The sequence below is a fragment of the Streptomyces sp. NPDC050988 genome, assembly GCF_044456225.1.
In the GTDB taxonomy this organism is placed as follows: Bacteria; Actinomycetota; Actinomycetes; order Streptomycetales; family Streptomycetaceae; genus Streptomyces.
The window spans coordinates 189,266-213,376 of sequence record NZ_JBITFQ010000005.1 but is presented as its reverse complement, the minus strand read 5'-3'; the positions used below and the strand labels follow the sequence as shown (position 1 = coordinate 213,376).

21 protein-coding genes and 1 pseudogene are annotated in these 24,111 nt (G+C 67.9%); 10 read left to right on the top strand and 12 right to left on the bottom strand.

What is annotated here, in order from left to right; translation table 11 throughout:
* The first annotated feature begins 60 nt into the window (after positions 1-60).
* The gene (locus ACIBEI_RS14765; protein ID WP_398888635.1) at positions 61-3,201 is read left to right on the top strand and encodes a DUF3427 domain-containing protein; all 3,141 of its coding nucleotides are present in this window, start codon (positions 61-63) and stop codon (positions 3,199-3,201) included.
* 678 nt (positions 3,202-3,879) lie between these two features.
* Here the strand turns inward: ACIBEI_RS14765 and ACIBEI_RS14760 are convergent.
* Positions 3,880-4,275: an Imm7 family immunity protein gene (locus tag ACIBEI_RS14760; RefSeq protein WP_398888633.1), complete on the bottom strand. Its 396-nt coding sequence runs from the start codon at positions 4,273-4,275 to the stop codon at positions 3,880-3,882.
* A gap of 470 nt (positions 4,276-4,745) precedes the next feature.
* Here ACIBEI_RS14760 and ACIBEI_RS14755 point away from each other — a divergent pair, with 470 nt between their 5' ends.
* A complete protein-coding gene (locus tag ACIBEI_RS14755) occupies positions 4,746-6,011 on the top strand; it encodes an HNH endonuclease (RefSeq protein ID WP_398888631.1) in 1,266 nt (421 codons plus the stop codon).
* A gap of 119 nt (positions 6,012-6,130) precedes the next feature.
* Here ACIBEI_RS14755 and tgmC read toward each other — a convergent pair whose 3' ends face one another.
* The 3 genes from tgmC to ACIBEI_RS14740 are packed head-to-tail and all read right to left on the bottom strand — an operon-like array spanning position 6,131 to position 8,574.
* Positions 6,131-7,330, bottom strand: coding sequence for an ATP-grasp peptide maturase system methyltransferase (gene tgmC, locus ACIBEI_RS14750; RefSeq protein WP_398888629.1), 1,200 nt, complete (start codon positions 7,328-7,330; stop codon positions 6,131-6,133).
* Positions 7,327-8,304: an ATP-grasp ribosomal peptide maturase gene (tgmB, locus tag ACIBEI_RS14745; protein WP_398888627.1), complete on the bottom strand. Its 978-nt coding sequence runs from the start codon at positions 8,302-8,304 to the stop codon at positions 7,327-7,329. Before tgmB ends, tgmC begins: the two co-directional genes overlap by 4 nt.
* Positions 8,305-8,307: 3 nt before the next feature.
* The gene (locus tag ACIBEI_RS14740) at positions 8,308-8,574 is read right to left on the bottom strand and encodes a putative ATP-grasp-modified RiPP (protein ID WP_398888625.1); all 267 of its coding nucleotides are present in this window, start codon (positions 8,572-8,574) and stop codon (positions 8,308-8,310) included.
* A 243-nt stretch (positions 8,575-8,817) separates the two neighbouring features.
* Here ACIBEI_RS14740 and ACIBEI_RS14735 point away from each other — a divergent pair, with 243 nt between their 5' ends.
* The 3 genes from ACIBEI_RS14735 to ACIBEI_RS14725 all read left to right on the top strand — a co-directional run bounded on the left by ACIBEI_RS14735 (position 8,818) and on the right by ACIBEI_RS14725 (position 12,245).
* Entirely contained in the window at positions 8,818-10,101 is a 1,284-nt protein-coding gene (locus ACIBEI_RS14735; protein WP_398888623.1) for a Tat pathway signal protein, read from the top strand.
* A gap of 13 nt (positions 10,102-10,114) precedes the next feature.
* Complete coding sequence (locus ACIBEI_RS14730) at positions 10,115-10,405, top strand: DUF6087 family protein (RefSeq protein WP_398888621.1); 291 nt, start codon at positions 10,115-10,117, stop codon at positions 10,403-10,405.
* Between the two features lie 499 nt (positions 10,406-10,904).
* Positions 10,905-12,245, top strand: coding sequence for a DUF222 domain-containing protein (locus ACIBEI_RS14725; protein WP_398888619.1), 1,341 nt, complete (start codon positions 10,905-10,907; stop codon positions 12,243-12,245).
* 53 nt (positions 12,246-12,298) lie between these two features.
* Here the strand turns inward: ACIBEI_RS14725 and ACIBEI_RS14720 are convergent, their stop codons facing one another.
* On the bottom strand, positions 12,299-12,571 hold the full coding sequence (locus ACIBEI_RS14720) for a DUF1876 domain-containing protein (RefSeq protein WP_398889006.1): 273 nt from the start codon (positions 12,569-12,571) through the stop codon (positions 12,299-12,301).
* A gap of 159 nt (positions 12,572-12,730) precedes the next feature.
* A complete protein-coding gene (locus ACIBEI_RS14715) occupies positions 12,731-13,192 on the bottom strand; it encodes a hypothetical protein (protein WP_398889004.1) in 462 nt (153 codons plus the stop codon).
* A gap of 249 nt (positions 13,193-13,441) precedes the next feature.
* Between ACIBEI_RS14715 and ACIBEI_RS14710 the strand changes: the two genes are divergently transcribed.
* Entirely contained in the window at positions 13,442-14,158 is a 717-nt protein-coding gene (locus tag ACIBEI_RS14710; RefSeq protein ID WP_398888617.1) for a hypothetical protein, read from the top strand.
* 27 nt (positions 14,159-14,185) lie between these two features.
* On the opposite strand, the gene ACIBEI_RS14705 is transcribed toward ACIBEI_RS14710, so the two are convergent.
* Positions 14,186-15,025: an alpha/beta fold hydrolase gene (locus ACIBEI_RS14705; protein ID WP_398888615.1), complete on the bottom strand. Its 840-nt coding sequence runs from the start codon at positions 15,023-15,025 to the stop codon at positions 14,186-14,188.
* A gap of 156 nt (positions 15,026-15,181) precedes the next feature.
* Between ACIBEI_RS14705 and ACIBEI_RS14700 the strand changes: the two genes are divergently transcribed.
* Both ACIBEI_RS14700 and ACIBEI_RS14695 read left to right on the top strand, forming a co-directional pair.
* Entirely contained in the window at positions 15,182-15,994 is an 813-nt protein-coding gene (locus ACIBEI_RS14700; protein ID WP_398888613.1) for a rhamnogalacturonan acetylesterase, read from the top strand.
* A gap of 157 nt (positions 15,995-16,151) precedes the next feature.
* Positions 16,152-16,454 (top strand): hypothetical protein, encoded by a 303-nt coding sequence (locus ACIBEI_RS14695; protein WP_398888611.1) that lies wholly within the window; start codon positions 16,152-16,154, stop codon positions 16,452-16,454.
* Between the two features lie 78 nt (positions 16,455-16,532).
* Here ACIBEI_RS14695 and ACIBEI_RS14690 read toward each other — a convergent pair whose 3' ends face one another.
* On the bottom strand, positions 16,533-17,486 hold the full coding sequence (locus tag ACIBEI_RS14690) for a GlxA family transcriptional regulator (protein WP_398888609.1): 954 nt from the start codon (positions 17,484-17,486) through the stop codon (positions 16,533-16,535).
* Between the two features lie 165 nt (positions 17,487-17,651).
* On the opposite strand from ACIBEI_RS14690, the gene ACIBEI_RS14685 reads away from it, so the two are divergent.
* On the top strand, positions 17,652-18,233 hold the full coding sequence (locus ACIBEI_RS14685; protein ID WP_398888607.1) for a protease: 582 nt from the start codon (positions 17,652-17,654) through the stop codon (positions 18,231-18,233).
* Here the strand turns inward: ACIBEI_RS14685 and ACIBEI_RS14680 are convergent.
* On the bottom strand, positions 18,196-18,744 hold the full coding sequence (locus ACIBEI_RS14680) for a hypothetical protein (RefSeq protein WP_398888605.1): 549 nt from the start codon (positions 18,742-18,744) through the stop codon (positions 18,196-18,198). The genes ACIBEI_RS14685 and ACIBEI_RS14680 overlap by 38 nt on opposite strands.
* A 168-nt stretch (positions 18,745-18,912) precedes the next feature.
* On the opposite strand from ACIBEI_RS14680, the gene ACIBEI_RS14675 reads away from it, so the two are divergent.
* Positions 18,913-20,001: a PucR family transcriptional regulator gene (locus ACIBEI_RS14675; RefSeq protein ID WP_398888603.1), complete on the top strand. Its 1,089-nt coding sequence runs from the start codon at positions 18,913-18,915 to the stop codon at positions 19,999-20,001.
* Positions 20,002-20,176: 175 nt separating this feature from the next.
* Here the strand turns inward: ACIBEI_RS14675 and ACIBEI_RS14670 are convergent, their stop codons facing one another.
* The 3 genes and pseudogenes from ACIBEI_RS14670 to ACIBEI_RS14660 form a co-directional block, all read right to left on the bottom strand.
* The gene (locus ACIBEI_RS14670) at positions 20,177-21,127 is read right to left on the bottom strand and encodes an alpha/beta hydrolase (protein ID WP_398888601.1); all 951 of its coding nucleotides are present in this window, start codon (positions 21,125-21,127) and stop codon (positions 20,177-20,179) included.
* Between the two features lie 101 nt (positions 21,128-21,228).
* Positions 21,229-22,357 (bottom strand): annotated as a pseudogene (locus ACIBEI_RS14665) (MFS transporter).
* 224 nt (positions 22,358-22,581) lie between these two features.
* Positions 22,582-23,943, bottom strand: coding sequence for a DUF445 domain-containing protein (locus ACIBEI_RS14660; RefSeq protein ID WP_398888599.1), 1,362 nt, complete (start codon positions 23,941-23,943; stop codon positions 22,582-22,584).
* Between the last annotated feature and the right edge of the window lie 168 nt (positions 23,944-24,111).

Genomic DNA, 24,111 nt, shown 5'->3' with positions numbered 1-24,111 from the left:
GCTGTTAGAACTGCAGTCGGGACAGAGCCCTGTCAACGCGCACAATCGAGGGAGCATCGGGTGGCGGAACCGGGGGATCTGGCGCAGCCAGTCGCAGGTGTCTACGAGCAGCTCATCACCCGGAACCTGCACAGTCAGATAGAGCAGCTCGAAGCCTCAGGCTGGAAAGCCATCCACGAGGAAGTCAGTGCGGAGTCCGCTCCTCACGTGCTCGCCCGCCACATCGCTGAGGCTGTCGGGCGCAGGCTAAGTCAGCTGCCCCACGACAAGCAGGTCGCCGCCGCGAACCAGATCCTGAAGTCGCTCGCTGAGAGTGCGTCGGGCCAGGACGAGGCCGTCGGTACGATCGTCGACGGCCCACGGCAGCTCCTGACCCTCGCCGAGCAAGAGGCGCCAGGCGTCTACGCGCTACGTCCCCTCACACCCCTCTCCGAGACGTCGCTCATCACCAACGCTTCGGATGACCCCAGCCTGGGCGCAGAGTTGAGAGCCGAGTTGGCTACGGCAGACCGCATCGACCTGCTGTGCGCGTTTGTGAAGTGGTACGGCATCCGTGTCTTGGAGGATTCACTCCGTGCCGCCAAGGAGCGGGGTGTGCCGATCCGGGTCATCACGACGACCTACATCGGTGCCACCGATCGGCTCGCGCTCGACCGCCTTGTCCGCGATTTCGGTGCCGAGGTCAAGGTCAACTACGAGATCCGGTCTACTCGGCTACACGCGAAGGCATGGCTGTTCCGACGCAACAGCGGCTTCGACACCGCGTATGTCGGCAGCTCGAATCTGTCCAAGGCTGCGCTGCTCGACGGCTTGGAGTGGAACGTACGCCTGTCGTCGGTGGCGACTCCCTCGGTACTGGACAAGTTCGAGGCGACTTTTGACGCGTACTGGAACGACATCGCCTTCGAGTCGTACGACCCCGACGACGATGGGGAGCGACTCGATCGGGCCCTTGCCCAAGCGGGCGGCGCCGGTTCCGTAACCGACCTGAAGATCAACCTCTCCGGACTTGAAGTACGCGCCTTCCCGCACCAGCGGGACATGCTGGAACGCCTCACCATCGAGCGGGAGATTCGCAGCCGGCACCGCAACCTCCTTGTCGCAGCGACTGGCACGGGTAAGACCGTGATGGCGGCGCTGGACTACCGAGCTCTGCGCAAGAAGTTCGGCGACAGAAAACCAAGGCTGCTGTTCGTGGCCCACCGCAAGGAGATTCTTCGGCAGTCGCTGCGTACGTACCGCGAGGTACTCGATGACGCGTCCTTCGGAGAGCTGCTCCACGGCGGTGAAGACCCCCGAGACTGGAACCACGTTTTCGCCAGCGTCCAGTCCCTGAATGTTCGGCGACTCGAACAGCTCAGCCCGGACCACTTCGACATCATCGTCATCGATGAGTTCCACCACGCCACAGCCGCCACCTACCGCCGGGTCATCGACCACTTCACGCCGAAGGAACTGTTGGGCCTCACCGCTACCCCTGAGCGGATGGACGGGCGGAATGTGCAGGACGAGTTCTTCGAGGGACGCATCGCGGCCGAAATGCGACTGTGGGAGGCTCTTGAAAACGATCTGCTGTGCCCCTTCCACTACTTCGGCATCCCGGACGGTACGAACCTGACCAACCTCGGTTGGCAGAAGGGCACTTACGCGGATCGCGAGCTTGGGAACCTCTATACGGGCGACCACGCCCGGGCCCGCATTGTGGTGAAGCAGATCCGGGACAAGATCTCCAACCCAGGGGCCATGCGAGCCTTGGGCTTCTGCGTAACCAAGGCTCATGCCCACTTCATGGCCGACTTTTTCCGCACGGCAGGATTCCAAGCCGCTGCACTCGACAGCGATTCACCTGCTGGCCTACGAGCGCAGACACTGGCTGACCTACGCGACGGCAAGCTTCAGGTGATCTTCTCCGTCGATTTGTTCAACGAGGGTCTCGACATTCCTGACGTTGACACCCTGTTGCTCCTACGCCCCACGAACAGCGCCACGATCTTTCTTCAGCAACTGGGCCGTGGCCTGCGCCGCACGGAGACGAAGCCAGTACTCACCGTCCTGGACTTCATCGGCCAGCACCGAGCGGAGTTCCGCTTTGAGGAGCAGTTCCGGGCGCTGACAAACCTCACCCGGAACCGACTCGTCGACCACATCGAGCGAGACTTCCCACAGCTTCCCTCTGGGTGCCAGATCATCTTGGAGGGTAAGTCCAAGGACCTCATCCTCGACAACATCCGCACCCAACTGGGCGCCACCATCAAGACGTTGGTGACCGAGGCCAAGGCATACGACACGCCACGGCTAGCGGACTATCTCCGCGAGAGCCGCCGGGAGATCAAGGAGCTCTACAAGAGCGACAACTCCTGGACAGCGGTCCTCCGCAAGGCCTGCCTCGTCGACGATCCAGCACCGTCAGAGGAAGCGGCGCTCCTCAAGCGCGTCCACGCGTTCCTCCACATCGACGACCCCGAGCGAGCCAGCGCTTACCTTCGCTTGCTCTCAGACGACGCTCCCATGTACGAGGCTCTGACTCCCACCGACCAGACGTATGCCCACATGCTCTTCTTCAACCTGTGGGACAACGCCGGAGGCTTCAGCAGCTTCCAGCAGGGCCTGGAATCGCTGCGCTCGCAGCCCGTGTTCCGCGATGAGCTCCGACAGGTCCTGTCATACGTGATCGAGCGGTCAGACCACTTCCCGATCCCACTGTCGGGCCCCCATCTCCACATCCCTTTGAAGGTCCACAGCGCCTACAACCGCTCTGAGATCCTGGCCGCTCTCGGCGTGGCCCGCTTCGGCGGCCAGATGCCCAGGTCCTTCGCCCAGGGCGTCCAGTGGGTCGACGAGATACAGACGGACGCCCTGTTGATCACGCTGGAGAAGAACGAGAAGGACTTCTCCCCCACCATCCGCTACAAGGACTACGCGCTGAGCCCCACCCTGTTCCACTGGGAATCCCAGAACGCCACCGCGGAGAACTCGCGCACCGGTCTGCGCTACCGCCGTCACGAGCAACAGGGCAGCCACGTCCTCCTTTTCATGCGCCGCTACAAGAACAACGACATGGGCAAGTCCCAGCCCTGGATGCTCCTGGGACCGGCAACGTACGTGGAGCACACCGGCAGCAAGCCGATGGCGATCACGTGGCGCCTGCAGCATGAGCTTCCGGCCGATGTGTGGACGTATTCGGCTATCGCAGCGGGCTGACACGCGGGAGTTGCTGGACTCCTCCTCTACCCCGCCTTGCCCTTGTCGCAGATGAATGCCACGGACATCGAGGATCCTTCGTTGACCATGGCCAGCGTCCCTGTCCGGTACGAATCCCAGTCGACCTCACACGCTGACTGCTTCGTTCTCCTACGCTGCGACCATGAACTGGGCTTCCCTCATTAGCGCTGTGCTAGGTGCAGCCATCGGCATTACCTCAACGCTGCTCGCTGATCGAGCACGTTGGCGACGCGATAGCGAAGAACGTCACCGGGCTGAACGGCGAGAGGTGTACACCGAGTACCTCACAGCCCTGTCCCGTACTCGAAACGGTCTACGTGAGGCGGCCCGATCGCCCGTTACCGAAAGAGCGGGGAATGCCCGCGAAGCTTTCCACACCGGCGGCGCATACGAGCTCCGCATACAGATGACAATTACAGCACCCGATAGGCTCATCCAGCCGTCCGAGGCGGCATACAGATCCCTTCGTAAGCTACGGAATAGAATCGAGGACGGCGCTTCTCACAATGACGAGGCCTACATCGAGCAGCGCGAGGATTATCAATCCACTCTGGAAATACTCAGGAGAGGCATGCGCGAGGATCTAGGTGTCGCCACAGCATCGGACGACTAGCCTCAATCCGGCTCTGGCTCCAAACGTGATTCGCCGGAGGCGCCTCAGTCGATGCACGGATCTTCCACTGTCGGGATGCACGGAGACAGCAGCGCCTCCGTGTGCTGCGTGACCACGCCGCGAACGAGCCTGAGCACGCGTACCTCGTTTTCGTGCTCCGGTTCTTCGTCATCGCGAAGGTGAAGGAGCCCATAGGAACCAGGGGCAACCTCAGCCACATGCCCGAACAGTTCGACAATGCCAGGCGACGAGCGGTGATTGGAGTGGCCGCCGAGGTGGATGAACGGCTCGCCGTTCATCCACCTGAGGTCAAGCAAGTACGGGCTGTCGATCTGGGCGATGCGAAGCCGAAGCTCATCGACGATCTGCCGCAGACTGGCCTCATTGTCGTCATCAGCTGCGGTCTCCCTGACCGTGATCCAACCGTGGTACTCGAACATCCCGTGATCGTAGTGCGATGACCTGCTGCACCGTGCCGATCGCAGCATGAGCCGCCGGACACGCCTTAATGCACCTGCGGCCCTACGCCTACACCAAGATCCGGGACAGCTCAGGACACCAGCCCATTGCGATCACGGTGATCAAGCCAAGTCTGCCCCTCATCCGACCTCGACGTCCCCTCAGGCAAGTTCCCGACGTGCACACCCCCTGCCACACACCGTGCACAAGCCACGTCTGGCGAGGATGTCGCTGAGGAGGTTCATTGTCAGTGCCATCTGGTCAGATAGTCCTACTAGTGACGCTAGAGGACTGGAGTGCCGAAGTGACCGATGGACGGGACTTGATCGAACGAATAGGGAAGCTGCAGCCCGCCCACCGACCTACAGGTCAACCTCTGCACCGCCCGTTGCTGCTCCTGTGGGCGATCGCCCAAGCCGTACACGGGCGTCCACGCGAGCAGCCCTGGTCAGTGGTCAAGGACACCGTGGGGCCGCTGCTCACCGCTTTCGCCGGATCGGCTGATGGCCGGCAGGATGCGCTGTATCCCTTCTGGGCCCTGCAGCGGAACAAGCTGTGGGAGGTGGCGGACCCGGCTGACCTCCCCCTGACGAGTCGAGGGCGCCGCCCAAAGCTGTCCGCACTGGACGAGGCGAACCCTCTTGCGGGGCTCCCGAAGCAGGACTACGACCGCCTGACCGAGGACCTCGAACTGGCGGCATGGGCCATAGGCACCCTGCTCGTGCGGTTCTTCACCCCTACCCCCGTGAGGTTGCTGGAAGCCTTGGGGCTAAAGGAGTTGATGGCCGGACAGATTTCCACCTACTTGCGCCCTCTCCCCGGAGAGCCATACCAACACCGCAATGCCATAGCCGAAGTTTATGGTGGAAATCGCGTGCTCGGAATCACTCCGCTCTCGGATGGCCTCCTCACCGTCTACTCGGATGACAAGGGCCCATACGCCGACCAGCGAATCCCTGAGCTGGATTGGATTGCCTACACTGGCGATGGCCTGTCTGGCGACCAGACCTTGTCAGCGGGCAATCGCTCCATGGCGGAATATCAAGAGCGACAGAAGGCCCTGCGCTACTGGCACAAACCTCATAAAGGCCACTGGACGTTCGAGACCTGGGCCGTCATTGTCCAGCGCCGCCGACGTTGGGGGCGCGGACAAGACGGCCAGCAGCGCCGCGAGTTCGTTTGGATACTCGCGCCTGTCCCCTCACCGATGCGGGAGACCTGGCCCGCAGAGGTCATCGAGGCCCTCGAACAGGATGACGGACAGCTCCATGATGACTCTCTCGACGTGGTCCCCTTGGAAGTGGACTCAACCCCAGAGTCGAAGCGAACCAGTGCCCGCGAGAAGTACAAGCGGCTAGCGGCTGCCGCTCGTCGAACAGCAGCCGGTCGAGCCCGCAGCTCCAAACTGACCAAGATGGAGCGCTACTTGCGCTCACCCGCTGCTCGCGAAGCCGTGATTCTTCGCAGCGATGGCCGTTGCGAAAACCCTTCCTGCATGGGGCACCCGCTCCAGCGCACCGACGCTGGCGCGCCCCTCCTGGAGGTTGACCATGTCAACGGCTTGGCTCGTACTGGGCAAGACGTCCCTGAAGTCATGGTCGCTCTCTGCCCCAACTGTCACGCACTCAAGACACGAGGCAGAGAACGGCGCAAGCTGCAGCAGGATCTGCTGATTGTTGCTCGTAGCCGCCACCGGGCCTTCATACAAGGGCAGTAACGCGATACGCCATAGAGCTTCTGTGTGAACCATGACTGAGCAGAGTGGCTTGGTGCGTGCTTTGCGCTGCCGAACAACAACACCATCATCATCGCAGCGCCCCTCATGGGACGGACCCGTCAGAGCCTAGGTAGTAGAAGGCCAGGCATCTGCGGATGCCTCAGCTGCTGCCCACCGTCGTAAATGTGCAGGGTGAAGGTCTCCGGTCCCGGATGGTCGGCTCCGTCGTAGGCGTCCAGGATGCCCTCGATGCGCTCCCACAGCTTCATAGGGCCGCCCTCCCGGACCCGCCATCCGCCATCGTGCGGGGTGAGAGCTGCGGCGGAGCCGGTGACGACATCGACCAGGTGCACCACGTCACCGACTGTGGTCATTTGCGCGTCCGGCACCGCGCTCTGGGCGAGGAACCGTAGGTGGAACGCTTCCTCCGTAGGCGCCGTAATTCGCTCGGGGCTGTGACGGGCGGCCCGCGGTTTCTCCGGCAGGTCCGCGGCCCAGTGGGCGGGGTTGCCGAACGCAGGCGCCGCGTGCGCACGGGCGGACATGAAGGAAACTGTGCCGCCCAGCAGTTGCCCCTTGGCGGTGCCGTCCTCGGCGACGGTCAGCAGGACGCGGGCGTATCCGTAGAGCCAGCCCGAGAGGGTGAGGAGGATCTTTCCGCCTGGCTGGGTCTGCGCGAGCAGAGCCGGGGGTACCGCGCGGAACGAGCAGGCGGCAACGATTCGGTCGAAGCGGGCTTCTGGCCAGTAGCCGTACAGTCCGTCCGCCACCGCGAGGGTGGGCGTGTAGCCGCAGGCGTAGAGCGCGCTCGCCGCCATCTGCAGTCGGTATGGGTCGACCTCGATGCTGGTGACGTCGGCAGAACCAAGGCGTTCGCACGCAAGCGCGGTGGAGTAGCCGGTACCTGTGCCGATCTCCAACACCGAGTTCCCGTCACGGAGGTCGGCGTCGGACCACATCCGCAACACTAGAGACGGCAGCGTGGAGGATGACGTGGGAGCCCCTCCAAACCGTTTCGTCGGCTTCTTCCAGTCGGGTTCGTCGCCGTCGAACTGCGTGATGAGCGTGGTGTCGGAGTACGCGGCGGTCAGCCACCGGTCATAGTCGAGTTCGGCGGTGACCGGATCCCACACTGTCAGCCCCTGCCCATCGCGCCCTTCAGCGGGCAGGTAGAAGCTGGGCACAAACCGGTGCCTCGGCACCGTCTCAACCGCCGCTCGCCAAGCGGGGTCAGCGAGAGCACCAACCTCGGCGAGGTCCTTGGCCATGGCCTCGCGCAGGCGGGCCGCGTCATTCTCAAGGCTGGCGGGCCTGGTCATGGCGCCGTCTCCTTCCTGCTCAGGATGTCAGCGAACGCCTCGGTGATGGTGGGCGCGTCGGGCAGCCAGCCCCACTGTCCGTTCGGGTTGCACTCGATTCCGATCCAGTGGTCGGGCTCATTCTCGGAGCCGATGAGGGCGAAGTCGAAGCAGCCGAAGACCAGACCGAACGAGGCCAGGTAGTTGTGCAGAGCCGTCTCGATCGGGGCCGGGACGGAAACAGGCGTGTGGATGAGATCGTCCCAGTCGCCGCGACGCCAGTCCAAGGCGCCGTCCGGCGTCTCAATCCGGCTCGCAAAAACACGCCGCCCGACCACGGTGACGCGTACGTCACCGGTCTTGGGGATCTCGGCCTGGAACAGGTGCGGCATCACCGAGAGGGAGTCGTCGAAGGTCTCGGGGTCGACGCGCTGGGTCCAGATCGCTCCGGTGTGCCCGTCCTCGGAGCGGGGCAGTCCACGGAACGTCTTGTAGATAACGCAGCTGTGCTCGGCGGTGAATTTACGAACCGTCTCGACGTCATTGGTGACCAGTGTCGGCGGGATCTGTAGCCCGAGCTCGACGAACCTCTGCAACTGGGCGGGCTTGAAGTCTGCGTGGGTGACCGCGGCCGGGTGGTTCACGTACCTGGCTCCGTGCAGGTTGTTCAGGATTCCGCCGAGCCCGTGCCGGGCCTCTGCGGCGGCGAAGTCCCGCTGTTGAGCGGGGAGATGGCCGTAACGGGCGACGTAGGGGGTGGGGCGGCGGTAATACACCGCCGCCACCTCCCCCAGCTCCATCTCCCGGGTCGCCGTACGCAGCCACCCGCCCCACGCGGGCGCCCCCGCCTCGATGCGGGCCTCGAAGGTCAGAGCGGGCCCGATGTCTGCGGGGTCGAGGCGGACGACTGGCACGCCACGCTCGTTCAGTGCGGTGATGACCCAATCCGCGGTGACGTCTTCCAGCGCGGTGACCACCAGAACGATGGAGGCCACCGGTCAGTCCGACTCGTAGTCGGTGGTGTTGTCGTCCTGAGTCTGCGGCTGCGGGTTCTGCCCGTCGCCGCCCCCGGACACTGACGCAGTGCCGGTCGTCTTGGACGTGCCGTGCTTGCCCATCTCCACGACCTGGCCGGTAGTGGCGGTGTAGCAGGCGGTCTGCGTAGCCGGATCGAGCGTCACCGTCGCGTACGACGGCGGGCGGACCGGGAGCCGGTCGGTGACCAGCCGCATCGCCCACGGAACCTCGGGTGCAAGCGTCGTCATGCGTTGTCCCTTCCCTCTGCTGGTAGCGGTCAGCCGGGCAGCTGCCGCGTAAGCAGAATCAGTGCCCGCCCAGGGTCCTCACCAGTACCGTAGGGGTCGCGAATCGTGGCGAACATGCCACGCTCCGCAACCGATGATGGGGAGGGCACGACAACGGTGGCCAACAGACCCGGTAATCCGCACCTGGCCTTATGGGTCGCAGCGACAAACCTGTCCCACGGGGAGATCGCCCGCCGTATCGCCGTGGCAGCCAAAGCCCAAGGCCATCGGCAGATTGCGCCGGACGCCACCCGCATTCGTCGCTGGATCGACGGTGAACGCCCCCGCCCGCCGGTTCCCGCCCTGCTCGCGGCAGTCCTCGCGGACACGGTCGGTCAGACCCTCACTCCCGGTGATCTGGGCCTGACGGCCACAGGGCCGGTGCTGGATAGCATCCAGGTCCCGCTGTTAACCGAGGCAGCCGCCCAGACTCTGGCCGGATGGGCGCAGATGGACTTGTTCATGAACCGCCGCGACACCCTCAAGCTCGCTGTCGGCGCCCCGTTGATCCTCGCCGCCGAGCGGATGCTGGGCGGAACCGCCCGCGCACTGAATCCGGACCTCAAGGGCTTCGACGCGGACACTGTCACCGCGCTGGAGGAGGTGACGTCGTTCTTTACTAAGGCCGACGCCTCCAAGGGAGGCGGACTGTACCGGTCGGCGATCGTCGCCCAACTCTCCGAAGTCGCCCGCCGTATCCAGGACGGGGTACCGGGAAGTCTCCGGACCCGGGTGTTCTCAGCAACTGCCGACTTGGCGGCGCTCGCGGGGTGGGTCAGCCACGATTCTGGCCGGTACGGAACTGCTCAGCGGTACTGGAGCTACGGCGTGTACGCGGCCAGTGAGGCCGGGAAGCGCGACCGCGGAGTGGAGATCGTCACCCGCATGTCCCACCAGATGATCTATCTTGGTCGCCCCGACGACGCCCTTGGCCTCCTCGGCGTCGCTGCCGCGCAGGCCAACATGCCCGCGGTCAAGGCGCTGGTCGCCTCGCAGACTGGCCGAGTCCATGCGGCTCTCGGCGACGAGCGCCAGGCGGAGATGCACCTCGGTGATGCGGACGAACTCCTGGCAGACCATCTCGGCAATGACGTGCCGGAGTGGATCGAGTACTTCGACGCTGCCGAGCACGCCGGCGCTCGCGCAGTCTCCGCCCGTGACCTCGCTGGACTCGGTCTTGGCCACAGGTCCGCCAGCGGCCACTTCGAGGAGGCGCTGAGCATGCGCAAGCCCGGCTTCGAGCGCGTCCGCGTCATGGACCAAGTCGGGCTCGCCGCCGCACTGTTCGACGAAGGCGAGGCTGAGCGGGGCGCTGAGGCGGCCCAGCAGGCACTGGATGACGCCGCCCGCGTCGACTCCACGCTCGTCACGTCCAGGCTCAACACGCTGCTGGACGCGGCACGCCCGTACGAGACAGCCACAGTGGATGAGGTGCGGGCCAGGGCGAAGGACCTCGCCACCGCTCGGCCGACAACGATCGCGGCCTGAGAGCATCAAGCGCATGGGCAAGCATTCCCGACCCGGACCGCCGAACCAGCCGTCGCGCGCCATCTCGGGCGCTGACGCCGACGACCCGCTCGCGCCGTACAACAAGCGCCGTCGGCCGCCGATGGACCAGTACCGGCGCCACCGGCCCGTGAGCGGCGGAGGCGGTCACCTCCGGTCCAGCGAGACGCGCGTCCTGGAGGAGTGGGACGGGTTCACCTACCAGGTCGTCGGAACAGCCCTCGATCTTGCGGCGGCGCGGGAATGGGTGAATGAATTCCAAGTCGGCGATGGGCCTGCCAGGTGATGTGCTTTGAGCGGTGGGCTCGGTGAACCTGAGCTTCGAAGGCGCCGTGGGGCCGCCCGCTTCTTTTTCAGTGTCGTGATTCTGTGGGCCGTGTAAAGGGCGGCCTTCGGCCGTCGCCTGCGGCGATTTCGCTTCGCTTCACCCTTGACTCGGCCCACGGAATCACGGGGTAGAAGCGAGCGGGCGGCTCGGAAAAGTGGGGTCCCCGGGTTGGGGGGCGCGCTGGTGGGCTTGGGGGTGGGCCGGGGCTTCGGGCGCGGTTGCGTCTCGCCGGCACGCCGGGGTGGCTCAGCGGCTTTCGGGTAGAGGGGGGTTCTGTACGTGCGGGGCGCCTCCGGGGTTCCCTGCTTGGGGTTTTTTCTTTCACCCTTTCGATTACTTGGCCTGACCTGGCCTTATCACGTTGAGTGAGGGAGAATTGAAGGAGTCAACTCGCCTGGTGGGGGCGGTGAGTTGGTGTCGTCTCGGGGCCTAGCGGGAGGGGGTGAAGGCGTTGACTGTGAGCGAAGTGGGTCAGGGAGGAGTGGGCTCGGAGTCTTTGGATGCCTGGGCCGCCCTCTTGCGGGAGCAGGCTCCCAGTGCTGAGACTGCTGCCTCTCTTGATGATTTGAAGGGTGAGTGGCTTTCTCCTCGGGGGCGGATTGATGCGCTTGCCGTCGTGGAGCGGCATCTGGCTTGGTTGCAGGCCAAGCAAGTTGAGTTGCTGGCCGCTATTTCCGATCACACCGAGGTGCCGACGTCGTCGGCCGATGGTCCGGCTGTGGGTGCGGATATGGATGCCGTTTTTCTCGGTGAGTGGGACTGTGCCGTTGAAGAGGTGGCCTGTGCACTGAAGTTGGCCAATTCCACTGCCGCCCAGCGGTTGGAGACTGCTCGGTTGCTCAGCGGTCGGCATCCGGTCACCCTGGGGTTGCTCGCCGACGGGGAGATCTCTTATCAGCAGGCCAGGGTCGTGGCCGAGCAGTGTGCCGTGTTGGCCGTGGACGTGGCTGGAGAGGTCGAGAGGGCGCTCGTCGAGCGGATGCCTCAGCAGGCCGCAGGGCAGACTCGGGCTGCTGTGCGGCGGCAGGTTCATCGTGTTGATCCCGCGGGGGCCGAAGCCCGGCATCACGAGCGTGTGCGGGAGCGGAAGTTGTTGTCCTATCCGCAGGAAGATGGGATGGCGTTGTTCGGGGCCGTGTTGCCCGCCCAGCGCGCCGCCGTGATGGAGCAGGTCGTGGAGGCGTACGTCGTTGGGTACGGGGACGACGGGCGGTCGTTGGATCAGAAGCGGGCCGATGCGTTGTACGACCTGGTGGTCGAGCCGCGGAATGGAGCGGCGCTTGAGGCCCCTTCCAGGGCCGCCGCCGTTGTCCACGTCACCGTGCCGCTCGATGTGCTTATGGGCCTTGATGATGGGCCGGGGGAACTCAAGGGGTACGGGCCCGTCACCGCCGGGCAGGTTCGGGAGATTGCCTTCGCCGGCGGGACCGTATGGCGGCGGCTTCTTGTTCAGCCTGCGAGTGGGCTGCTCGTGAAGACCGATCCCCTTACGTACAAGCCGACGGCGGAGGCTGCTCGGCATGTGGTTGCTCGGGATCAGTACTGTGCGTTTCCCAGTTGTCGGATGCCTGCCTCGCGTTGCGATCTCGATCATGTGCGGCCTTTTGACCATGCTCGTCCTGAGCGGGGCGGGCCCACCACTCCCGAGAATCTTCAGCCGTTGTGTCGGCGGCATCATCGGCTCAAGACTCATCATCCGGGGTGGAGAGTCGGCAGAGATGCCCGTACCGGGAACGCCGTCTGGACCGCGCCGACCGGGCACACGTATATCAACACCCCGCCCGTCTGTCGCGAGTGAGCGAGCGGGTGAGCGGGTGAGGCGGTGGTCTGCCCGTTGTCCTGCCCGTCAGGTCAGGTCAGCGGGTATGACGTGCGGCCCGAGGCCTCGTCTATTTCGTCGTGTGCCTTGGTCAGGAGCTTCATCGCCAGTTCGTTGAGGGCCCTGGCGCCGGCGACCTCCTCGCCCACCCTCGGCTGGTTGGAGTCGGAGGGGTGGCGGCTCGCGTAGCCGTGGGCCCGTACCTCGCTTCCGTCGGGGAGGCGTACGAGGGCGGCTGCGCGGGTGCGGTTGTCGTCCTCGGCGAATTCCAGCTCTATGTGCCATCCGACAGCGGTCTTCATCATCATCTCGATCACCTCCGGAGCCGCTGTTTCCAGCTGCCTCCAGCTGTCTTCAGCCGCTTCCACCTTCCGCTTTCCACCTTCCTCCAGAGTGCGCCTGCTCGGCTGCGATTGCACGATGTGCCTGCGGGAGAAGCCCCTCCACCGCATGTCCCCCTCGCGTCACGCCGTCTCGCAGCGGGCCCGGAGGAGGTCCACTCCGTCGCCCTCCAGGTCGTCGCAGTACGTCGCACGTCCTGTCATCGCCATCACCAGGGCCAAGGTGCTGCCGGAGACCAGTGGGCCCGCGCCGGTCGTGAAGGGGCCGTCCGTCGCGGTGAGGCTCAGGCCGTCGATGCGTCCCTTGGCCAGGACCACCAGGTCCGAGCCGCGGTAGTACTCGGCCACCTGCGTCACCGTCTCGATCGGGTGGTCGCGGGCGATGCCCAGCGGGCGTCGGATGTCCTCTCCGTGCACGATCGTCTCGCCCAGCATGGCCAGGGCAGGGAGAGGGGGCTTGGTTCTGCTTGGGACCACTCGTCGGAATCTCTCCAGGGTTTCGGACGGAGTAGCGCCCAGGTGTTCGGCCAGCCTCATGGCCACCTGTTTGTCGAAGTCGAACCGGCAGCGGATCACGCCCGCCAGCCAGCGTACGGAGTTGAGGCACGGGTTCCTCGTGCGTGTGGATCTGGTAACCGAGTGGAAGCTGAGTGCCGGTCGCGGTGAGGCCGACGCCCGCTCCCGCCGCCGCCATCACCGCGGCGCTCGCCAACGGCGACACCGTCGATGTGACGCTCTGCGCCGGCTGATCCCAGATCCCTGTTCGCACCCCGCCCCTCCCGGTACCGGTGCCCGGAGGAGCGCGGCGCGGCGCGCTCAGGGATGATCTGTGCCATGGGGCATGGGAAAGGGCACGGGGCGGACATGGACGACGCCCGGGCGTGGGACAAGCGGCTGGCATGGGCGTACGGACTGATCGCGAACAACCCGGCCGAACGGGCCGCGGCGCTCGACCACTTGGCCTCCGCACGGAGGAGGACCGAGGAGGCTCAGCACCGGTTCAACGAGACGTTGCGGACGCTGCAGGGGCAGGGGGTGATGTATCCGTACGAGGATCCGGCTCTGCGGTCGGCCAACGAGGAGTACCTGTGGGCCCGGAGCCAATCGCTGCCCAGCGGTATGTGGGACAGAGGGCATGGCGAGGATCTTGCCGAATGGCCCGGGCTGCCCTACGCGTTGCTGTTCCTGGAGTGGGAGGCCCGGTATCCGGAGGAGTGGACCCGGCATGCCAAGGCGTGGGGGACCAAGGAGGGGCTCATCCGGGATCTCGCCACCGACGCCGTCGGGCAGGACCCGGTCGCCCGGACCAAGCTGATCGACCTGGTGGAGATCGTCGTACGGCGTGCCTACCGCTGCAAGGACCGCGAGTACGTGCGCATCGCCCGGGTCGTCGACGGGGACCCGCTGCGGGTACGGCTGGAGGGCGCCCGGCGTTCGGAGAACCCCTGGGCCCAGTTGCACGCCGGGTATGTGCTGTGGATTCTGGACCGACCCGAGGTGCCCAACAGCCGCCACGTCTGGCGGACTTGGCTGGCGGACGCGCGGCCGTAGGCCCGGCCCGTGGGGACCGGGGACCGGTCATGTGGTGTTCCTCGCCGCGAGGAACGCCCTTACCGCCGCGTGCAAGCGGCGCGGCTGGTCCAGGTGTACGTCGTGGCCCGCGTCCTCGATGACCGCGGTCCATATCCGTGCCCGCCTCGCCATCCGTGTCATCTCCGCCTCCCGCATCGTGCCCCTCGCGCCGCGTACGACGAGGGTGGGGCAGGCGACTCGGGCCCACTCGGGCCAGTACGCGCGGGTGGACAGTTCGGCGACGGCGGCGAGCATCGTGTCGCGGTCCCAGCGGGGGTGGTGGCCGTCCTCCCGTTCCTCCAGGCCTCTCGCCCAGGCCTCGTGGCCGAGGAAGGCGGCGGCGGAGGAGAAGGACGTGAACGGCGTGGGCCAGCTGTCCAGCCAGGCGGCGATCCCGGCGGGGAGGTCCGGGCTCGGGCCGGCCGGGCCCGCCTCGATCAGGATCAGGGAGTCGACCAGGTGCGGGTGGGCGGCCGCGGTGAGGAACGCCGTGTGGCCGCCCAGGGACTGGCCGAGGAGGGTCACCGGGGTGGGGAGGGACAGTTCCTCGATCAGGGTGGTCACGTCCCGTACCGCCGACGCCCGTGTCATGTCCGGCGGGCGGCGCGTGCTCGCGCCATGGCCTCTGGCGTCGTACGTGATCACGCGGTGGCCGTCCGCCAGGAGGACCGGGAGCAGGTCGTCCCACTCCCCCATGTGACCCGCCAGGCCGTGCAGGAGCAGCAGCGGGGGGCGTTGGGAGTCGGAGGTGGGCTCCGCGTCGGGGTCGGGCGCGGTTGCGTGGTGGTCCCGATAGGCGAGGCGGGTGCCGTCAGGGGTGGTTGCGTTGCCTGTGTGGGTGTCCAACTGGGGTGTCACTCCTTGTTGTTGGGCTGGAGTTTTCCAGCACGTGGACACCCGTGTCGTACGGATTTCGCGGGCTGCGGGACACCCGGCAACCTTTCCCCTCCCGGCTGCGACCCCTCCCTGACAGTTCCTCAACTCCTCTGCAGGGATGGTCGGATGAGCCGCAATGTCAGTGTGAGCAGTCGTAGACGGTTTCTTGTCGGTGCCGTGGGTGTGGTTGGGGGTGGGGGGCTCGGGGTGCTGGGGCTGCCCGGGGCCGCTGTTGCCGCCACGGCGGCGACCGGCACCGTGTACATCGCCAGTGACTCCACCGCCCAGACGTACAACTCCCGTTACTACCCCCAGGCCGGCTGGGGGCAGAAGCTGTCCTCGTTCCTGAGCTCGAACATCACCGTCGCCAACCATGCGATAGGCGGGCGGAGTTCGCGGTCCTTCATCGAGCAGGGGCGGCTGGCGGCGATCCATCAGGTGATCAGGGCCGGTGACTACCTCTTCACGCAGTTCGGGCACAACGACGCGACCGTGAGCAATCCGGAGCGGTATACCTCGCCCGCCGACTACAAGGAGTACCTGCGCAACGACTACATCCGGGCGACGCGGGCGCGGGGCGCGACCCCGGTCGTCGTGACGCCAGTGTCGCGGCGCTCCTACAACGCGTCGACGGGGAAGTTCAACGTCTCCTTCCCGGCGTACGTGGATGCCGCGAAGGCGGTCGCGCGGGAGGAGGGCGCCCCGCTGGTGGACCTGTCGGCTGCCAGCCGGGTCTACCTCGACGGGGTCGGGATCGAGGGGTCCAAGGGGATCTTCCTGTGGCTGGCCGCGGGGCAGTACCCGAACTTCCCGAACGGGGTCCAGGACAACACCCACTTCCAGGAGCGGGGCGCGGTCGAGATGGCCCGGCTGGTCTCCCGGGCCGTGGCGGGGCTGGGGCTGCCGATCTCGGGAGAGGTGGTGCCGGGGGTCCGGTAGGGGCGGGTTAGCCTCGGTTGACCGGACAGGGTTCCGGACGGGATTCCGAACGGCTTCCGGACGAGACTCCGGACGGGACTCCGGACGGGATTCCGTCCGGGATTCGGTCCGGGATTCGGTCCGGGATTCGGTCCGGAAGCAGCATCAGGAGGCAGTGATGGCGAAGGTACCGGCCGCGGCGGTGGCCGCGGGTGGGCTCATCGGTGGGTACGGGGTCGCCCGCTGGACCGGGAAGCGGCAGCTCGGCGGGGCCGTACTCGCCGCCGCCGGGGCCACGGCCGCGCAGCGGTGGCGGCGGCAGGCCGGCGGGCGGGCGGCGGGTGCGCTGACCGTCGCGTACGTCGCCGGGTTCGCCGGATCGCATCCGCTCGCCAAGAAGGTGGGCGCGTGGCCCGCGGTGTTCGGTGTGGCCGGTGCCGTGGCGCTGGCGTCCTGGGCGGTGGCCGACCGGCGCGGCTGAGGGCGTCTTTCTTCTTGTTCCTTCTCCTTTCGGGGCCGTCCCCGGTTTTCGGGCCGACTCCGGGGAGGGCCGGGCGCCCTATCCCACCGGCGCTCCCCGGAACGCTCTCCGGTAGGCCTGCGGGCTCGTTCCCACCACGCGCTTGAAGCGGTCGCGGAAGGCCGTCGGTGAGCCGAACCCCGTCTGGGCCGCGATCCGTTCGACCGGGTGGGTCGTGGTCTCCAGAAGGTGCTGGGCGCGGCGCACCCGCGCCAGGTGCAGCCACTGGAGAGGCGTGGTGCCGGTCTGTTCGCGGAACCGGCGATTCAGCGTACGGGCGCTCGTGCCCGCCCGGGCCGCGATGTCGTCCAGGGTCAGATCGCGGTCGGAGTGCTCCTCCAGCCAGCTCAGCAGGGGTTCCATCGTCGTGCCGGCCGGGGCCGGGGGCTGGGCGTGGACGATGAACTGGGCCTGCCCGCCCTCCCGTTCGAGCGGCATGACGGACATCCGGGCCGCGTGTGCGGCGACGGCCGAGCCGTAGTCCAGGCGGATCATGTGCAGGCACATGTCCATCGCCGCGGCGGCGCCGGCCGAGGTGAGGAACTGGCCGTTGTCGACGTAGAGGACGTTCGGGTCGACCGTCACCTTCGGGTACATCGCCGCCAGGTCCGCGGCCGCGATCCAGTGGGTCGTCGCCCGCTGTCCGTCCAGCAGACCGGTGGCGGCGAAGATGAACGCGCCGACGCAGATCGACGCGATACGCGTCCCGTTCGCCGCCGCCGCGCACAGCGCCTCCGCCACGCCCGGCGGCAGCGGCACGGTCGGGTCGGCGGTGCCCGGCACGACGATCGTGTCGGCCTCGGCCAGCACCTCGAGACCGTACGGCGCCCGTACGGAGAACGGGCCCGCGCTGACCTCCTCCGCCACCGAGCAGACCTTGATCCGGTAGGGCGCCCGGCCGTCCGGCAGCCGGGCCCAGTTGAACGTGTCGATCGGCGCGGAGAGGTCGAACGGGATGACCTGGTCGAGTACCAGTACGGCCACTGTGTGCATGGCGAAAGAGTAGGGGTGGCGCGGGTTCTGGCCAACAGGGGTGTCGGCCTGGTGCACGGCAGTGGGGGCTGTCCGTGGGGCTGGCGGTGGGGCTGGCGAGAATCCGTTGAACCCTGGCAATACCGCCACTTCCACAAGATCCGGTACGCCGCCTACCGTCCCCTCGTGACCAAGTTCTTCCTCGTTCTCCATGTCCTGGCCGCGATCGTCGCCGTCGGACCCGTCACCGTGGCGGCCAGCATGTTCCCGCCGGGCGCGCGCCGCGCCCTCGCCGATCCGGGGGACCAGCGGGCGGTGGAGACGCTACGGCTGCTGCACCGGATCTGCCGGGTGTACGCGGGCCTCGGCATCGCCGTTCCCGTCCTCGGTTTCGCCACGGCCATGAGCATGGGCGTGCTCGGCGACGCCTGGCTGATCGCCTCGATGGCCCTGACCGGGATCGCGGCGGCGGTCCTGCTGGCGCTGGTGCTGCCGCGTCAGGAGGAACTCCTCGAAGCGGTGGAGGCGCCGGCCGGGGCGGACGCGACCACCGGCACCGCGGACACGACCGGCGCTGGTGCCACCACCGGTACCACTGGAGCGGGTGCCACCACCGGCATCGGCACCGGCACCACCGCATCCACCGGCGTCGCCGCGAACCCCCGCGCCACCGTCCGGCTCGCCATGTTCACCGGAATCTTCAATCTGCTCTGGGCCACGGTCACGATCCTCATGATCGTCCGCCCGGGTTCAACGACGGGCGCCTGACGGCCGGGGAACCGCCGCCCGCTCCCGAGGACGCCCCCGAGGAGGAGTGGGCGAACACCAGCCCGTCCGTCGAGTCCCCCGTGTCCTCCCTGAACCGCCGGGCGACGGACGTGGCGACGAGTACCCCCGCCGCCATCACAAGCGTGGAGAACGCCCAGGTCAGCGGCCACAGGGACGCGTCCGGCGGCTCGGGGTTCGTGCGGAACGAGAGGTACATGAGTGTCGCCGGGGGTGCCGCCACCAGCAGCAGTGGCCAGGCGAGGGCGTCACGGCGGCCGAAGTACAGGGCCAGGAGGAGCAGGGTCACGGCCAGGGCCGCGACGCCGAGGACGGACACCGGGGTCGTCGCGGTCGTCGAACCGGGTGACTCGGGGCGGTTGCGCAGATCCCAGGGCAGGCAGAGAAGGTACACCGCCGAGGACAGGGCGGCACCCAGCAGGCGGGTCAGCCAGCGTTCCGTCCAGGGGCGCTTCGACAGCGGGCCCAGCAGCTTCTCGGTCATGGGGGTCATGGGAACGAGCGTTCCTCAGACGCACACAGGGCCGACAGAGTACGCGTACTCAGATCGCCGGGCCTTCCTCCGGACCGACCGTACAGCCGTACAGCCGTGCAACGGGGGCGCACGACCGGCCCGTACGACCGACCCGTATGCGCCACCCACGTCCTAGACTCCCAGGTCATGAAGGGACTGCTGCTACGGCTGTCGGCCCTCGACGCGGACGCTGCGGCGGCGCTGCGGGTCATCGCGCACTTCGAGGCGCTGCTCGGGGCCGGGCGGCTCGACACCGAGTCGCTCGTGCGGTCCACGGCGGGTCTCGCCGAGTGTCCGGCGGGCCTTGAGGTGGGCGGGCGGGTGGTGCGGTTCGGGCCGGCCGGGACCGTACCGGCGGGGCCTGTCGGCACGGTCTCCGGGAGCGCCGAGTTCGCGCCGGGCGGCCGGGTGTGGCTGGAGCGGGCGGGGGCGCCGGGGCCCTTCGACGAGCTGGTGCTGGAGTGGATGGCCATCGCCGCGGGCGTCGTACACGGCGGCCGGGGGCAGGACAGCGCGCCCCATCAGGTGGCGGACCCGGCGCTGGTCGAGCGGGTGCTGTCGGAACGTGAGGCCGTCGAGGACCGGGCGCGGGCGCTACGCCTGCTGGGTCTGGTGCCCGAGCAGCCGTTGCGGGTGGTCGCCGTCGCCGGGGCCTCCTCGGTGGCCGTGCTGGGGCGGCACGAACTGCGGCCCGGTGTGCGGGTCGCCGCGGTCGGACCGCTCGCCGTGGCGCTGGCGCCGGGTGCCGAGTCGGCCGCCGACGCGCTGCGGGCGCTGCTTCGTGAGCACGGTACCGAGGGGGTACGGATCGGGATCGGCGGCAGTGCACCCGCCCTGGACGCCGGGGTCTCCTGGGCGCAGGCCCGGCTCGCGCTGCGGTTCGCCGTCGATGTGGCGGGGCTGCCGGACGAGGCCGTGGTCGACCACGACACCCTCGGGCCGGTGGCGTTGCTCGCCGACATCCCCGTGGACCGGCTGCGGGCCCAGCCCGACGTGCGCGCCCTGGCCGAACTCGCCGAGGGCAAGGGCGGCCCGGCTGCCCTCGCCGCCCTGACCGCCTTCCTCCGCACCGGCTCCCTCCGCCACGCCGCCACCGACCTCCACCTCCACCACAGCTCGGTCGCCGCCCGCCTGGCAGGAGTGGAAACGGCACTGGGTTACCGCCTGAGCGACCCACGGGACCGCTTCAGGGCCCAACTGGCGCTGTACGCGCTGCGGTTGGCGGACGACGGCTAGCGCGCCGGGCACCGCGTCAGAGCCACGGCGACACCGGCGCTTTTCAGGGGCGCGGGGAACTGCGCAAGACCCACGCCGACACCAGCGCTTTTAGGGGCGCGGGGAACTGCGCGACCAGCCACAACGCACCCGCACCCGACAAACGACAGGTACCCACCCGGTGCTTCGAAGGGCGCTACCTCAGCGCCTTCCGAAGCACCGCAACCGCCTCCGCCGCATCCCTCTGGGAGACCTCCGCATGCGTGACCAGAGCCGAGCCATGGAACGTCCCCGGAAACAGATGCAACTCCACACTCACCCCTGCCGCGAGCAACGCACGGGCATAGTCGATGCCCTCGTCCCGCAGCGGATCGAACTCCATCACCGAGATGTAGGCGGGCGGCAACCCGGCGAGCTGCTCGGTGGTGGCCCGAGCGGGAGCCGCGTAGACCGGGACATCGGGGCCGCCCGGCACCCCGCTGCCAAGGTAGGCGTCCCAGCTGACGATCGCGTTGGGCCGGTTCCACAGAGGCGTATCGGTGAAGTCCCGCATGCTGGGCGTGTCGAGGCGGTCGTCGAGTTCGGGGATGCCGAGGTACTGGAAGGCGATCGCGGGCCCGCCCCGGTCACGGGCGAGCAGTGCCAGACCGGCCGCGAGACCGCCGCCCGCACTGACGCCGAAGAGGACGACCCTGCTGGGGTCGACACCGAGTTCGGCGGCGTTCTTGGTGAGGTGGACGAGTCCGGCGTACGTGTCTTCGAGGCCGGCCGGGTACGGGTTCTCGGGGGCGAGCCGGTACTCCACGGAGAAGACGGCGGCGCCCAGTTCCCGTGCGAGCGACACGTTGATGCCGTGGTCGAATTCGACGCTGCCCAGCATGAAGCCGCCGCCGTGGATGTCGTAGATCACCGGGAGGGGGCCCTCGACGCCCTGTGGGCGGTAGCCGCGCAGGAGGACGTCCGGGGCGCCCTCCGGCCCGGGCGCCACCACGTCGAAGACGTCCACGCCGGTGGCGTCCACTTCCTCGAGGGCCGCGGTGATGCCGACGAGCATCTCGGCCCGGGCGCCTTCGAGGTCCGAGGTGTCGGCCCGGGGCAGCATGGGCACGACCGCGGCAAGCTCCGGGTCCAGGGGGTAGGTCGTCATCTCGTCCTCCGATTCGACGCGCGTTCCCGTCGTCGTCGCGGCTCTGCGTCGTCACGTCGCTGCGTCGTTCCGGAAACGGTGACACGGCGTATCCTCGCAGGTCACCCGACGGGCGTCGGGGAATCCGGGAGAGCTGCCCGACAGCCGTACGGGCCGGTGGCCCAGGGACCCGGACGGGCGGCCCAGGCCGTCGCCCCCGAAGGCGCCGGCCCGGAAGGCTTCGCCCCTGCTGACGGCGAAGCCGCCTCCGACAACGGCCGGGCGATGTCCTCCAACGACCGCCGTTCCGCCCGTACCGCGAGTGCCGCCGCGACCAGCCCCGCCGCGCACATCAGCCCGGCACCGATCTGGAAGGCGAGCACGGTGTCGCCGACCACGCCCGTGCTGGTCAGGTCGGCGAAGAGCAGCGGTCCGCTGATGCCGCCGGCCGCGGTGCCGATGGCGTAGAAGCAGGCGATGGCCATCGCGCGGGTCTCCATGGGGAAGATCTCGGAGACCGTGAGGTACGCGCTGCTGGCGCCCGCGGAGGCGAAGAACAGGACCACGCACCAGCAGGCGGCCATCGTCGTCGCGCTCAGCGAGCCGCGGTCGAAGAGCCAGGCGGTGGCGAAGAGCAGGATGCCGGAGAACAGGTAGGTGGACGAGATCATGATCCGGCGGCCCACGGTGTCGAAGAGCTTGCCGAGCAGCAGCGGGCCGAGGAAGTTGCCGGCCGCGATGACGGCGAAGTAGTAGCCGGTGTCGGAGGTCGGCACGTCGAAGAACGTGGTGAGGATCGCGCCGAAGCCGAAGGTGATCGCGTTGTAGAGGAACGCCTGCCCGATGAAGAGGGAGAGGCCGAGCACGGCGCGTTTGCGGTACGTGGAGAAGACCGTGCGCCCGATGGTGAGGAACCCGATGCTCTTGCGCTGGTGGATGGTGATCTCGCCTGCGGGCGGGGGGAGAGACGTCCGTCAGGCGGCCGAAGAACAGCGCTCCCGAACAGGCCCCGGCCACATAGAGCGCGGCCGCGATACCGGTGACCTGAGCGGCCGAGATGGGCAGCCCGCTGCCGGACTCGGAGAGCCGGCCGGCGATGTTGCCGACGACGGTGACCTCAAGACCGTCGAGGATCCACACCGTGCCGAGCCCAATGACGATGGTCCAGTGCCAGCGCGACCACGGAAGCCGGTCCAGCCGGGCGGGAACCGCAGTCGTGACAGTGCCGGTATCGGCCTCGGTGACGGCCATGGCTCGCCTCCTCCGCCCCCGGATCCACGCCCCTCTCACCTGCCACTCCTCACGGGGCCGGTGCAGGGGCGCGGGGAACTGCGCAGTGTCTAGGGGCGCGGGGAACTCCGCAATCTTTAGGGGCGCGGGGAACTGCGCGACCAGCCCCCACCGGGCCCGCAGCCGAACCCGCAACCCACACCCACCCCACACCCGCAACCCACACCCACGCACCCCGCGGAGCGCTACGCCCCCAACGCCCGGGACACCACATAAATCAAAAGCCCCGCCAGCGAGCCAACCACCGTGCCATTGATCCGAATGAACTGCAGATCACGCCCGATATGCGCCTCGATCTTCTTCGAGGTGTGCTCGGCGTCCCAGCCCGCGACCGTGTCCGTGATGAGCGAGGTGATCTCGTCCCGGTACGTCGTCACGACGTACACCGCGGCCCCCTCGACCCACCCGTCGACCTTGGCCTGGAGCTTCGCGTCGGTGGCCATCCGCGCCCCGAGCGAGAGGAGCGAGGCACGAACACGCAGCCGCAGCTCACTGCGCTCGTCCTCCGCCGCGGACACGATCATCTGCCGTACGGAGGACCAGGCGGACGTGATCAGGTCCTGAACCTCACCACGGCCGAGGACCTCCCGCTTGAGGTTCTCCACCCGGGCGCGGGTGTCGGTGTCGGACTGGAGGTCGGAGGCGAAGTCGGTGAGGAAGCGGTCGAGGGCGCCGCGCGCCGGGTGGGCGGGCATGTCGCGCATCTCGGTGACGAAGCGCAGCAGTTCCTTGTAGACGCGCTCGCCGACCCGCTTGTCGACGAACCGCGGGGTCCAGCCGGGGGCGCCGCCCTGTACGGCGTCCATCACCTGGTCGTTGTGGAAGACGAGCCAGTCGTGGGCGCGTACGCAGATCAGGTCGACGACCCGCCGGTGGCCGCCGTCCGCGACGACCTTCTCCAGCATCTTCCCTATGCCGGGGGCGATCTCCTGGGCGTCGGCCCGCCGGTTGATGGCCTCGCCGACGACGGCCTGCACGTCCGAGTCGCGCAGCACGGCGAGGGCGCCGCGCAGGGCGGTGGCCAGTTCCGCGGTCACCCGGTCGGCGTGCTCCGGATGGGCCAGCCAGGCACCGAGGCGGCTGCCGATGCCCACAGACCGCAGCCGCTGCCGTACGACGTCCTGCGAGAGGAAGTTCTCCCCGACGAACTCGCCCAGGGAGACGCCGAGCTGGTCCTTCTTGGTGGGGATGATCGCGGTGTGCGGGATGGGGATCCCGAGGGGGTGCCGGAACAGCGCGGTGACGGCGAACCAGTCGGCGAGCGCGCCGACCATGCCGGCCTCGGCGGCCGCCGCGACATAGCCCGTCCAGGCACCCGCGCCGGAGTTCCCGGCCCACTTGGCCAGTACGTACACGACGGCGACGAACAGCAGCATGCCCGTCGCCGTGAGTTTCATCCGGCGCACCCCGCGGAACTTCTCCTCGTCCGCGGGGCTGAACGAGTTCATCGCGCGCCCGGGCACCGTGCGGTTCGCCACACCGCCGGGCCGGGCATGCTGCCCTTCGGGCCCTGCTCCATCCGTTTGATCCGCTTTCGCGCTTTCCATCCGCTCCACCCGTTCCCTGTCCCCCGCACACATTGTCCCAACCTGACCGACTACTGGAACGGAACAGGAGTTCCCGGCGTCTTGCCGGGCGGGGCCAGAAAAAAATGGATACGGGCGGCGGGGGCAATGGGGGCCCTGTCTGCTTCCCCCCACGCCATGCCTCATCAT

Coding starts and splice junctions, on each gene's coding strand:
- ACIBEI_RS14760 (WP_398888633.1), bottom strand. CDS start 4,275: ATGTTCGAGTACCACGGTTGGATCACGGTCAGGGAGACCGCAGCTGAT.
- tgmC (WP_398888629.1), bottom strand. CDS start 7,330: ATGACCAGGCCCGCCAGCCTTGAGAATGACGCGGCCCGCCTGCGCGAG.
- ACIBEI_RS14740 (WP_398888625.1), bottom strand. CDS start 8,574: ATGACGACGCTTGCACCCGAGGTTCCGTGGGCGATGCGGCTGGTCACC.
- ACIBEI_RS14730 (WP_398888621.1), top strand. CDS start 10,115: ATGGGCAAGCATTCCCGACCCGGACCGCCGAACCAGCCGTCGCGCGCC.
- ACIBEI_RS14720 (WP_398889006.1), bottom strand. CDS start 12,571: ATGATGAAGACCGCTGTCGGATGGCACATAGAGCTGGAATTCGCCGAG.
- ACIBEI_RS14710 (WP_398888617.1), top strand. CDS start 13,442: ATGGGGCATGGGAAAGGGCACGGGGCGGACATGGACGACGCCCGGGCG.
- ACIBEI_RS14700 (WP_398888613.1), top strand. CDS start 15,182: ATGAGCCGCAATGTCAGTGTGAGCAGTCGTAGACGGTTTCTTGTCGGT.
- ACIBEI_RS14695 (WP_398888611.1), top strand. CDS start 16,152: ATGGCGAAGGTACCGGCCGCGGCGGTGGCCGCGGGTGGGCTCATCGGT.
- ACIBEI_RS14690 (WP_398888609.1), bottom strand. CDS start 17,486: ATGCACACAGTGGCCGTACTGGTACTCGACCAGGTCATCCCGTTCGAC.
- ACIBEI_RS14680 (WP_398888605.1), bottom strand. CDS start 18,744: ATGACCCCCATGACCGAGAAGCTGCTGGGCCCGCTGTCGAAGCGCCCC.
- ACIBEI_RS14675 (WP_398888603.1), top strand. CDS start 18,913: ATGAAGGGACTGCTGCTACGGCTGTCGGCCCTCGACGCGGACGCTGCG.
- ACIBEI_RS14670 (WP_398888601.1), bottom strand. CDS start 21,127: ATGACGACCTACCCCCTGGACCCGGAGCTTGCCGCGGTCGTGCCCATG.
- ACIBEI_RS14660 (WP_398888599.1), bottom strand. CDS start 23,943: ATGGAAAGCGCGAAAGCGGATCAAACGGATGGAGCAGGGCCCGAAGGG.